The sequence below is a fragment of the Janthinobacterium sp. TND4EL3 genome (assembly GCF_900156175.1).
GTDB lineage: Bacteria > Pseudomonadota > Gammaproteobacteria > Burkholderiales > Burkholderiaceae_D > Janthinobacterium.
On the sequence record NZ_FTMV01000004.1, the window covers coordinates 266,464 to 278,508 of the forward strand.

Annotated in this window: 10 protein-coding genes; all 10 read left to right on the plus strand. The window is 58.5% G+C overall.

Annotated elements, in window-relative coordinates; translation table 11 throughout:
• Window positions 1-2 precede the first annotated feature (2 nt).
• The 10 genes from BXA07_RS09420 to BXA07_RS09465 all read left to right on the plus strand — a co-directional run bounded on the left by BXA07_RS09420 (window position 3) and on the right by BXA07_RS09465 (window position 12,029).
• Window positions 3-1,385, plus strand: a complete 1,383-nt coding sequence (locus BXA07_RS09420; RefSeq protein WP_076567544.1) for an undecaprenyl-phosphate glucose phosphotransferase — start codon at window positions 3-5, stop codon at window positions 1,383-1,385.
• Window positions 1,386-2,102: 717 nt separating this feature from the next.
• Window positions 2,103-3,068, plus strand: coding sequence for an EpsD family peptidyl-prolyl cis-trans isomerase (locus BXA07_RS09425; RefSeq protein WP_076567709.1), 966 nt, complete (start codon window positions 2,103-2,105; stop codon window positions 3,066-3,068).
• Between the two features lie 46 nt (window positions 3,069-3,114).
• Window positions 3,115-3,903: a polysaccharide export protein EpsE gene (gene epsE, locus BXA07_RS09430; protein WP_076567545.1), complete on the plus strand. Its 789-nt coding sequence runs from the start codon at window positions 3,115-3,117 to the stop codon at window positions 3,901-3,903.
• Between the two features lie 54 nt (window positions 3,904-3,957).
• Window positions 3,958-5,367, plus strand: coding sequence for a chain length determinant protein EpsF (epsF, locus tag BXA07_RS09435; protein WP_076567547.1), 1,410 nt, complete (start codon window positions 3,958-3,960; stop codon window positions 5,365-5,367).
• Between the two features lie 15 nt (window positions 5,368-5,382).
• The gene (gene epsG, locus BXA07_RS09440) at window positions 5,383-6,258 is read left to right on the plus strand and encodes a chain length determinant protein tyrosine kinase EpsG (protein WP_076567711.1); all 876 of its coding nucleotides are present in this window, start codon (window positions 5,383-5,385) and stop codon (window positions 6,256-6,258) included.
• Window position 6,259: 1 nt separating this feature from the next.
• Window positions 6,260-7,159, plus strand: coding sequence for an exosortase B (gene xrtB, locus BXA07_RS09445; protein ID WP_076567549.1), 900 nt, complete (start codon window positions 6,260-6,262; stop codon window positions 7,157-7,159).
• On the plus strand, window positions 7,156-7,842 hold the full coding sequence (gene epsI / locus BXA07_RS09450) for an exosortase-associated protein EpsI, B-type (protein WP_076567550.1): 687 nt from the start codon (window positions 7,156-7,158) through the stop codon (window positions 7,840-7,842). The genes xrtB and epsI overlap by 4 nt, the downstream gene beginning before the upstream one ends.
• A 49-nt stretch (window positions 7,843-7,891) precedes the next feature.
• Window positions 7,892-9,352, plus strand: coding sequence for an oligosaccharide flippase family protein (locus tag BXA07_RS09455; RefSeq protein WP_083708125.1), 1,461 nt, complete (start codon window positions 7,892-7,894; stop codon window positions 9,350-9,352).
• Window positions 9,353-9,396: 44 nt separating this feature from the next.
• Window positions 9,397-10,896, plus strand: coding sequence for an O-antigen ligase family protein (locus tag BXA07_RS09460; protein ID WP_076567553.1), 1,500 nt, complete (start codon window positions 9,397-9,399; stop codon window positions 10,894-10,896).
• Between the two features lie 116 nt (window positions 10,897-11,012).
• On the plus strand, window positions 11,013-12,029 hold the full coding sequence (locus BXA07_RS09465; protein WP_076567555.1) for a glycosyltransferase family 2 protein: 1,017 nt from the start codon (window positions 11,013-11,015) through the stop codon (window positions 12,027-12,029).
• The last annotated feature ends 16 nt before the right edge of the window (window positions 12,030-12,045 follow it).

Genomic DNA, 12,045 nt, shown 5'->3' on the forward strand with positions numbered 1-12,045 from the left:
ATATGACGGTTAATGATATACCCCTGATTTCGTTCTTCCAGCGTATCCTTGATCCCTTGATCATCATGGGGACGCTGTACTTGCTGGCAGTTCTGTCCGGTTCGCCGTTTACCGGCTATTCGCTGGTGCTGATGATACTGGCGTTCTTTATTTCCTCGTCGGTATTTCAGTATGTTGACCCCTACCGCACCTGGCGCAGCGGCCGCATGCTGGCCTACGCCCGCGATGTCTTCGTCAGTTGGGGCATCACGGCGCTGATCCTGGTATTTCTGGGCTCGGCAACGGGACTGGCGTTTCATTATGATCGCGATCTGGTGCTGGCCTGGTTCGTGTTGACGCCATTTGTGTTACTGCTCAGTCATCTGGCTGCACGGCGCATGGTGGCCGATACCGGACGCGACAGTGAAGTGCGCTCCGTCGTCATCATTGGCGCCAACGACGCCAGCCTGAAATTTGCCGCTACCGTGGAGCGCAATCCGAACCTGTTCATGAGCGTGCACGGCTTTTTTGACGACCGTACCGATGACCGCTGGCCAGAGACGATGCGCGAGCCCATGCTGGGCAAGATGGCCGATATCGCCGCTTATGTGCGCGAACACAATATCAAGATGATATTTATCAGTCAGCCCATTTCGGCCCAGCCACGCATCCGCAAGATGCTTGATGAACTGCAGGATACGACGGCATCCGTGTACTTCTTGCCCGATATCTACATCTTTGACCTGATGCAGGCCCGCTTCGACAATGTGGGCGGCATGCCGGTGATCGCCATCCGCGAGTCGCCGTTTACCGGTTTTAACAGCATGGTCAAGCGGGGCAGTGATATTGTGCTGGGCCTGTTGATCCAGATCATGCTGCTGCCCGTGATGCTCATCATCGCCATCGCCGTCAAGGCGACGTCGAAGGGGCCCGTGATCTTCCGTCAGCGCCGCTACGGCCTGTATGGCGAAGAAATCATCGTCTATAAGTTCCGCTCGATGACGGTCAGCGAGGATGGCGACAAGGTGGTGCAGGCCACCAAAAATGACCAGCGCGTGACGCGCGTGGGCGGCTTCCTGCGCCGCAGTTCCCTTGATGAGTTGCCGCAGTTCATCAACGTCTTGCAGGGGCGGATGAGCATCGTCGGGCCCCGTCCGCATGCGGTGGCGCACAACGAGCAGTACCGCAAGCTGATCAAGGGCTACATGCTGCGCCACAAGGTCAAGCCGGGCATTACCGGCTGGGCACAGGTGAACGGCTTGCGCGGCGAGACGGACACGCTCGACAAGATGGAAGCGCGCATCCATTTTGACCTCGACTACCTGCGCAACTGGTCGCTGTGGCTGGACTTGTGGATCATTTTGCGCACGGTCAAGGTCGTGTTGAAGCGCGAGAACGCGCATTGAGTGCGGACCGGTGGCAGGAGATGCAACACAGGGATTGAATATTTTTTGCAAGGAATTAATACGCGTTAAAATGACGCAAGCATGTAAGGTATCGAATAAGGTATCGAATGTCCGACTCCTGGAGTCGGCCGAACAGTGATTCGACGAGCCATACGACCCTATGAGGCAAGCCAGGCAACATGGTATGACAGCGAGACGGCCCGCCGGCCTGACGGCGGGGCAGTCTTGCGTGCGCGACAGGTGTGCTGGCGCCTGGGCTGGACGACATGAAAACCCTTGCTTTTCAGATATTGTCATCCCACGAGGATCGGCCCTATCCCCGCCGCTCCGCCGGAGAAATCTGCTACCCAATGTTGTGCGTCGTGACGGCAGTGTACAGCGTCACGTCGAAAAGTTTCCATAAAGAACTATTTATTCATGTACATTCATTTCAATCTCAGTGTTTCTGATGAAACAGTTGTTTTTAAGATCTTTTAATGGCTTTTTAAGCAAATAGTTTCCTAGCGACCCAGTACGCTGTGTATCATATTTATAATATTGACAATGATGTGGCCGCAAGCCCATAATTTCATTCGAAATCTGTTATTTTGACAATGTTTTGTTGTTAAGTGAGTTATCATCACGTTCACAAATCTATCAGCGGATTTCCTTACCTGAACTGAAGGAGTCATTTTGAACCAACCGCAAATCGCCCGTTTGTCCTCCCGCAAGCCTGCCATGCCCGTGCGCCTGCTGTGTACTGCCATGGTGTTGCTGGCCGTCGCAGGACTGTCGGCCTGTGGCAATAAAGAAAAAAAGTCTGGCCAGGCGTTGGCGAGCGTGAATGGCGAGGAAATTACCGTCCTGCAGCTCAATGAAGAAATGCAACGTGCCAACGTGCAAGCGGCGCAACAGGAAGCGGCCAGCAAGCAGTTGCTTGAATCGCTGATCGACCGCCAGTTGCTGCAGAATGAAGCGGCCAAGGACAAGACGGACCGCGATCCCAAGGTGGTGCAGGCGATCGAGCGCGCCAAGGCGCTGATTGTCGCGCAAGCCTACATGCAGAAGCGTATCGGGACGATAGCCCGCCCGACCAAGCAGGAAGTGGAAGAGTATTTCCACAAGAATCCGCAATTCTTCAGCGAGCGCAAGCAGTTTGACATGCGCGAACTGATTATCGCCAGCGCTGACATGACCGATCAGTTGAAAGCGGCCATGGACAGCGCCAAGACACTCGACGACGTGGCGGCCTGGCTCGATACCAACAAGGTCAAGTTTGCCCGTACCCAGCTGTCGCGCACCAGCGCCGACCTGGCGCCGGAGTTGAGCGCGAAATTGCTGTCCATGCCGAAGGGGCAGCTGTTCATCATCCGCGAGGGCGATCGCACGCTGCTCATTTCCCTGGCCGATATCCGCGACAATCCCGCGACCCTGGCCCAGGCGGCACCGCAAATTGAGCAGTTTTTGTTCAACAAGAAAAACAAGGATGCGGCCGATGCCGAGCTGAAACGTTTGCGTGCCGCCGCCAAGATCGAGTACCTGAACAAAGGTAGTGCCGCGGCATCGGCGACGGCCAGTGCCCCTGCTGCGGCGCCAGCCGTTGCGACGCCTGCCGCGCCAGCACCGAGTGTGCCGGCGGCACCGGCGGCACCGGCGTCGAGTTCTTCGGAATCGAATGATCGTGGCGTTGCTGGCTTGAAGTAAGCCGCAGCATTGTAATTTAAGTAACTCATTATGGATTGAACGAATCATGAAACGACTTGTCATGTGGTGCCTGACCCTGTTGCTGGCCATTGGTACGGGCATTGCCAGTGCCGCCGACGTACAGTTGGGGGCCGGCGACGTACTGAAAATTTCCGTCTATGGCAATCCTGACCTGGGACTGGAGACGCGCATCAGCGAAGCCGGTCAGATCACTTTTCCGCTGGTTGGCAATGTGGCGCTCGGTGGCTTGTCAGTTTCCGCGGCAGAAAAGAAGCTGGGCGGCTTGCTTGAAAGCGGCGGCTTCCTGCGCAAGGCACAGGTCAACATCATCGTGACTTCGCTGCAAAGCCAGCAGGTGTCGGTGCTGGGGCAGGTGAACCGTCCGGGGCGCTATCCGATCGAAGGCCGCCGCAGCGTGATGGATATGCTGGCCATGGCCGGCGGCGTCAGCGCCGATGGAGGCGATTCGATCAACCTGATCCGCAAGCGCGACGGCAAGACCAGCCGGGAAGTGATCGATATCGTGGAAATGGTGCGCAGCGCCGATTTGAACCGCGATCTCGATGTGGCTGGCAATGACGTGATTTTTGTCGAACGTGCGCCACGCTTTTATATCTACGGCGAAGTCCAGCGTCCGGGTCCATTCCGCCTGGAGCGTTCGATGACCGTGTTGCAGGGCTTGTCCGCAGGGGGCGGCCTGACGCAGCGCGGCACGGAGCGCGGCATCCGCATCAAGCGCCGCGATGCGGAAGGCAAGCTGCAGGTCCTTGAGGCCAAGCATGACGATTTGCTTCAGGTCGATGATGTCGTGTATGTCAAAGAGAGCTTGTTCTAGTCTTGAACGGGGCCGCGTGCCTCGTTCTTATCATTCAGTATTGAAGGTTCCAACATGAATTTCTCTCAATTTTTGCTGATTTTGCAAGCGCGCAAGAAGATTATTTTCTTGACCTTGATCATCACCGTGCTCGCCACGCTGTCGGTCAGCCTGCTATTGCCGAAGAGCTACAAAGCCACCAGTTCGCTGGTCATGAATTACAAGGGTGTCGATCCTGTCACTGGCTTGGCCATGCCAGGACAGTTGTTGCCCGGATACATGGCCACGCAGATCGATATCATCAGCAGCAAGAACGTGGCATTGCGCGTGGTCGATCACCTGGGTCTGGCCAACAGTCCTGCCGTCATCGAGCAGTTCAATGCGGCGACGGAAGGCAAGGGGACGGTGCGTGACTGGCTGGCCAATCTCTTGCTGAAAAAGCTGGAAATCGTGCCTTCGCGCGAAAGCAGCGTGGTCGACATCAGCTTCAAGGGTTCCGATCCGCAATTTGTGGCGGCCGTCGCCAATGCCTTTTCCGACGAATACCAGAAAGTCAGCATCCAGCTGAAAGTGGAGCCGATGAAGAAGGCGGCCAGTTATTTCGATGAGCAAACCAAGTTGCTGCGCGATAACGTGGAAAAGGCGCAGAACCGCCTCTCCAAGTATCAGCAGGAAAACGGTATCGTCAGTGTCGACAACCGTCTCGACGTGGAATCGAATCGCTTGAATGACCTGTCCGCACAGCTGGTGATGGCACAGGGCCAGTTGATGGAGGCAAATTCGCGTCAGCGCATGGCCGCTGGCGGCAATGGCGTCGAATCGCCGGACGTCGCGTCGAATCCCCTGATCCAAAGCCTGAAGATGGGGCTTGGTAATGCTGAGGCCAAGCTGGCAGAACTGGGGCAGCGTCTAGACAAGAATCATCCGCAGTACCAGAGCGCCAAGGCCGAGGCGGAGAAGCTGCGAGCCGATCTGCGCGAACAGTTGCGCATTACCTCGAACAGCGTAGGCAATGCGGCGCAGATCCAGCAGCAGCGCGAGGCAGCCGTGCGCGCGGCGCTGGCGGTGCAAAAGGCAAAAGTGCTGGAACTGAACCGTACCCGCGATGAGATGGGCGTGCTGCAAAAGGACGTGGAAAGCGCCCAGCGCGCCTTTGACGTGACGTCGCAACGTTTCTCTCAAACCAAGATCGAAGGCCAGTCCGACCAGTCCGACATTGCCGTCCTGAACCCGGCGGTGCCACCGATTGAACCGTCCAGCCCGCGCGTGCTGTTGAATACCTTGCTGTCCATCGTCCTGGGAACGTTCCTCGGTATTGGCCTGGCCCTGCTGATTGAAATGCTGGACCGCCGCGTACGTTCCGACCATGACCTGGCTGACTTGCTGCAAGTGCCAGTACTGGGCATGGTCGACTGGAAAGCCGCACCGCGTCGTCGCAAGGGCTTGCATCGTCTTCTGCCGGCTCGCCGCCTGAGTGCCAATTAATTGATGGAATTGAATATGAACTTTCCCGCGCATCCTGTTTCGAAACCGTCACCCCTGCGGGGCGGCGACTCCAGCATCGGCGCCCTGTTGCTGGCCTCGGGCAAAATCACCCCGGAAAATGCCGAACGCGTGCTGCGCATGCAGAAGGAACTCGGCATCCGTTTTGGCGAAGCGGCCTTGCGTCTCGGCTTGATCAGCGAAGCCGATATCCAGCAAGTGCTGGCGCGGCAGTTCGATTATCCGTATCTGCAGGAAGGCGAGGGCAAGTTTTCCAGCGAGCTGGTGGCTGCGTATCAGCCTTTCAGCCCGCAAATGGAAATCTTGCGCGCCGTACGCAGCCAGTTGATGCTGCGCTGGTTTTCGCTGGGCCGCAAGGCGCTGGTCGTGGCCAGCGTCGACAGCGGCGATGGCGCCAGCCTGTTCGCCGCCAATCTGGCGGTGGTGTTTTCGCAGCTCGGGGAACGCACCCTGCTGGTCGATGCGAATCTGCGCAAGCCGCGCCAGCACGAAATTTTCGCGCTGGAAGAACGCCAGGGTCTCTCCGATGTCCTGGCGGGGCGCGCCCAGCAGGACGCCATTTCCGTCATCGATTCTTTCGTCGATCTGTCCGTGCTGGGAGCGGGCACCTTGCCGCCGAATCCGCAGGAGCTGCTGAGCCGTACTGCCTTTGGCGCACTCAATACGCAGCTGGAAGAGCGCTACGATGTGGTGCTGTACGACGTGGCATCCGTATCGTCGGGATCCGATGCGTTCGTGATGGGCGCCCGCGTCGGCGGCGTATTGCTGGTCGTCCGCAAGAACAAGACGCGTCTGGCCGATATCGACGCCATGCGCGAGCAGCTGCAGCGCAGCGGTGCGGAAGTGGTTGGTTCGGTACTGGTCGATTACTGATATGGCCTCGCTCGCACAGTCGCGACCAGCCGCCTCGCTGGACTGGAAACAGTTTTTACTGCACTGGTGGCCTATGCTGCTGGGCTTGTTGGCCATGTATGTGCCCACCTTCCGTGACCTGGCCTTCGGCCTGTGGTCCACGGAGAGCTACGCGCATGGTCCGATCATCCTGCTGCTCGCCTTGTGGCTGCTGGGACGGCAATGGCCGGCCATGCTGGCGGCTGCAGACGGCGCGCGTGGCTCGGTCGCCGGCTGGCCGCTGGCCGTGTTGGCATTGCTGTGTTACATAATGGGCCGTTCGCAGAGTATCCAGAGCATGGAGCTGGCATCGTTCATCATGATGCTGGCGGCCCTGCTGCTGCTGTTTTTTGGCGTGCGCGCCTTGAAAGTGCAGTGGTTCCCGTTCTTTTTCATGTTGTTCATGATTCCCTTGCCAGGCGCTATCGTCAGTGCACTGACGATGCCGATGAAAATGGCCGTATCGTATGTCACCGAACACCTGCTGTTCTGGGCCGGCTATCCGATCGCGCGCAGCGGTGTCATCCTGCAGATAGGCCAGTACCAGTTGCTGGTGGCCGATGCCTGCGCCGGATTGCAGACGTTGCTGACCCTGGAGTCGCTGGGCCTGTTCTACATGAATGTGGTGCGCCATACGTCGGCATTCCGCAATGTCATGCTGGCCATCCTGATCGTGCCGATTTCGTTTACCGCCAACGTGGTGCGCGTCATTGTGCTGACCTTGATTACCTATTATTTTGGCGATGCCGCCGGCCAGGGCTTTTTGCACGGCTTTGCAGGCATGGTGCTGTTCATCAGCGCCTTGATTCTGATCATTTCCATTGATTCGCTGTTGCAATGGTTCGTGAATATGCGCCAGCGCCGTCACAAGGGGGCAGTATGAAACCATCGCGATTATCCATGCTGGTCCTGAGCGGCATGATGGTGCTCGCCTCGCTCGCGGCCGCCTATGCCAAGCCGAGCATCCGCCTGGCCGAGACCAGGCCGATGCCCGAGCTCGAGAAGATCATTCCCAGCCAGTTTGGGGCATGGCATGAGGAAAAGGCGACTGTCGGCTCGGTGATCGATCCGCAAATCCAGTCCGAACTCAAGCGTATTTACACACAGATACTGTCGCGTACCTACGTTAATGACCGGGGCGAACGCATCATGCTGTCGATTGCTTACGGCAAGGACCAGAGCGATACCACGCAGGTGCACTATCCGGAAATCTGCTATCCGGCCCAGGGCTTCCAGATCGTTTCGACACGGGAAGAAATTCTGTCGACGAGCCAGGGTGATATTCCCCTGAAACGCCTGGAAACGAGCATGGAAAACCAGCGCTACGAGCCCGTGACGTACTGGACGACGGTGGGCGACGTGGTGGTGACGAACCGCTCGGACAAGAAGCTGGTGGAAATGCGCTACGGCTTCAAGGGAGAGATTCCCGACGGTCTGCTGTTCCGTGTTTCATCGATTGACCGCGACACGGCTGCCGCATTCCGCCTGCAGGACGACTTCGTCAAGGCTATGCAGGCGGCGCTCGACCCGGCCAGCAAGCTGCGCCTGATGGGCATACACGGCTAGACACAGGGTGCGCGCCGCGCCCTGTGCTGTTTCACTTACCTAGAAAAACATGACTCTCGCAGCAAAGACACTCGGCGCGGTGAAAAGTAACTACGCAGGCACGCTGATCCGCGTGCTGGCCCAATTCGGCGCACAAGTCGTCATCATGCGCGAACTGGGACCGGAACTGGTGGGCACGTTCGGCTATGCACTGCTGGTGTTCGGCGCGCTGGCGCTGGTGATCGACCAGGGTTTTGGCTGGGCATTGATGCAGGGCGATTTTTCGGAAGAGGAACTGCGCGTGGTATTGTCCCGGTTAATGCTGGGCTCTGTACTCGGCATGCTGTTCGTCTTTGGCATGTCCTACCCGCTTGCCATCTGGCTGGACAATCCACTGGCGGGCACGCTGTTCCGCTACTCGGCGCCCTCGTATCTGGTCATCGCCGTGTATGGCATTTCGCAGGCCCGCTTGCGCGCCGAACTGCGTTTTCGTGAAATCCAGTATGCCACCACCGGCGCCTACCTGATTGCCTATCCCGTCGTTGGTGTCGGCCTGGCCCTGGCCGGCGCCGGTGTCTGGGCACTGCTGGCTGCCTGGTATGCGCAGGCGATACTGCAGTTTGCCCTCAGCTTTTACTTTAGTCCGCATCCCTTGGTATTCGGCAACCCTTTCCACTCCTGCAAGGCCGGGGCGCTGGGCCGCCAGGTGGCAGGCATCAACGTGTTGAATTGGGCGGTGGATAATGCCAGCGGCGTCTTTGCCGGTGCGCTGGGCTCGCAGGCCCTGGGCAATTTCAATGCGGCATCGATGCTTTCGCGTACGCCGGCAATGCAGTTGGCGCAGACCATGCAAACCGTGCTGTTTTCCACCGCGTCGGCGCTGGCCGGCGACGTGGCACGCATACGCCAGCTGTATCTGAGCGCGCTCGCGGCGATTGCCATTCTGGTGGTGCCGTCGTATGCATATGCGCTCACGCATGCCGATTTCCTCATGCATCTGGTGTTTGGCGAGAAGTGGCTGCAGGCCGGCTCCCTGTTCGCCGCCATGACGACAGGGATGGTGGCGCTTGCCATGAGTACCCTGTCCGGCGCGGTCCTGACGGCGACGGGAGGACAAGGCACGGTGCTGCGCTCGCAGGCTTATTGCCTGGTCCTCATGCTGGCCGGACTGTACTTCGCCGTGCGCATGGAACTGGTGTATGTGGGCATCGTGATCAGCATCGCTTACACGGTGCGGCTGTTGTTGCAGATGCGTACTATCGCCGCCAGCACCGAGCTGGCCGCAGCCGACTTCGGCGTCGTGTTGCGCGGTCCGCTGATGTTGGGCTTGCTCTGGTGCGTACCGCTGGCGTCGTGGCTGGCGCCCGGGTACCCCGCCATGTTCGGCGAACTGCTGGAGCTGGCAGGCAAGCTGGTTTTGAGCCTGCTTGCGTGCAAGCTGTTTCCTCGATTCTTCGTCTGTCCCGCATTGTTGTATATATTGCAGCGTTTTGCCCCAGGTCGCCGTTTGGCGGGCGGCTTGGGCCTATGAAAATGACAAGTAAAAATAAGTTGAAAGTGAGTTAAGGGGCATTCATGGAAGAGCTAATCATCTATTTTCTGCTGCCTTTGGGCGCCTTGCTGTTTGCCCTGCTGGCAATCGGCGGCGCCGTTTTCGTGGCCGGCATTGCCGTCCGCTGGCGCGGCTGGGCATTCGCGACCGTTTTCCTCCTGACGGTGGCGGCCAGCATCAGCAGCATCGTCCTGTCGTTCCGCAAGCTGACCATGAGCGAGCAGGGGCTGATGAACATGAGCGACGGCGACGGCGCCTCGGGCCTGGTATCGAAACTGATCCTGATGGCGGTAATCGGCATTTCCCTGGCCCTGTGCCTGGCGTGGCTGTTCGATTTCAACAAGAAGCTGCGCCAGCATTCGCGCTTCACACGCCGCGGCTTGTGCGCGCCCAACGATATCGTGATCGCCTTCATGGTTTTTTTCGTGGCGTTCAGCATCGTGCCCATCTTTATGGGCCAGCGCTATTACTTCCACGTGTCGCTGATCTATCCCTTCTTCATCTACCTGGCCATGTTCCTGTATTTGCAGGTGTCGGATATCGATCCTGTGCGTATCTCTAAGTATTGCCTGGGGGCATTGGTGTTCGGCAGTCTGGCCGCGGCCGTCGTCACACCCAACGCCGCATTCCAGCCTGGCTACAATGGCCTGATCCCTGGCTTCAACCTGCGCTTGTGGGGGGTGACGGCGCACGCGAATGCGCTGGGCGCCGTCGCCTGCGCATTTTTCCTGATGGAAATGGCTGAGCCGGAAAAGAAGCGCTGGATACATCTCGGCATTCTTTTTGTGGCGGGGGTGACGATGATCATGTCGCAGTCCAAGACGTCGATCCTTGCCGCCTTCATGGGTGGCACGATGATCACCGGCATGCAGATATGGAATTACCTGGTGGCGCAAACCCGCGGCTATAACCGCAACAGTTCGACCTTCCTGGCCGTGCTGCTGATGGGTTTTTGTTTCGCGGTCACCATGCTGGGCATCTGGATCATGTTTTCGGACGTGAATTTGTTGACGGTGATCGAGAGCAAGCTCGATTCGCGCGCGGTGGGCGACCTCAGCACGGGCACGGGCAGGCTGTGGATCTGGTCCGCAGCCATCAAGGGTGGGATGGAAAATCCCCTGTTTGGCCAGGGAGCATCGTTCTGGAACCTGGAAAACCGCCTGCGCATGGGCCTCAATGGCGCAGTCTCCGCGCATAATTTGTACCTGCAGGTATTCAGCCGTTCGGGCCTGATCGGACTGGCATCGTTGCTTGCCTTCCTGTTTTTCCTGATCCGCTATGCGATGCGCGCCTCGAAGGCGACCAATGGCGCCAGTCTGGTGATGCTGGCCGTGCTGCTGGTGCGCTCGATGACGGAAGTGCCGATTGCGCCGAACGGCATTCTTGGGGCCGAGTTTTTCGCCACCATGGCGTATATTTTCTACATTATCGACCGTGGGGCGCGGCCGCTACCCCAGTCGGCGTCCATCGAGAAAAAGCGGCCGGTAATCTTTGCCAACGGCAGGTTCAGGGAGCAGACATGAGCGCGGTCTTTATTCCTTGTCTGTAGTTTGCGGAACGATCACCTCGGACCACGATGCCCAGCAGGCTGACGGACGTTAAACGATGCATGGACTGGGCAGTTACACACAGGTGAAGAATGAAGTTAGCGATCTTAATCAAGACATATAACGAAGCGCATAATATCGAACGTTGTCTCAATGCCGTGTTTGAGGCCGTTTCCGGCATCCCTGGAGGGGTGGAAGTGATCGTCGCCGATTCGCTGTCGACCGATGCCACCGTTGCGCTGGCGCAGGAATATCCCGTGAAAATCGTCCAGTTGACACTGCCTGCCGATCGCGGCTGTGGTGCTGGAGTCCAGCTTGGCTATCAGCATACGCGCGCGCAATTTGTATATTTTCTCGATGGCGACATGGAGCTTCAGCGCGATTTCTTGCTGCAGGCGCTGGCACTCATTGAAAACGATCCTACGCTGGGCGGCATTGCCGGCGTACTGCGCGACCGGCATATCAACAATTGGTTTGACCGGTATCGCCTGAAAAACAAGCCTTCCGCGCGCGCCGGTGACGTCGAGTGGCTGGCTGGCGGCGGGCTGTATCGCCGTGCGGCGCTGGACGAGGCAGGCGGATATGCCGGAAACCGCAACCTGAAAGCCTATGAGGAAGCGGAGCTGGGCTTGCGCCTGGGGAGTCGCGGCTGGCGCATGTTGCGGCTCGATACGGTGGCCGTGTATCATTCAGGCCATGCCGAGTCGACTAGTGCGTTGGTTTTGCGACAGTGGCGGAGCAGACGCATGGATGCGGGCGGCGTGTTGCTCAGGTCGTCCTTGGGGCAGCCCTGGTGTGGGCGCGTATTGCGCATGTGTTTGCATCCGCTTGCCGTCCTGGCCTTCTGGGCGCTGCTCCTTGGTAGCGTGCTGCTGGCCCCTGACTGGCGTGTGGCCTTGGCATGCCTGGGGGGGGGCGCATTGGCTGCATTGGCGCTGTGCATCAAGAAGCGCAGCATCAAAGATGCCGCCCTGTCTATTTTATTGTGGCATGTATCCGCAGCCGGCCTGATGCGTGGTTTTGTCACCGCCAGGCTACAGCCGCCGTGCGAACGTATTCCGAGCCAGGTGCTGTCTGAAAATACAGGGGGCAATGCCGGCTCCCTTTGATGCAGTGATAAAAAAG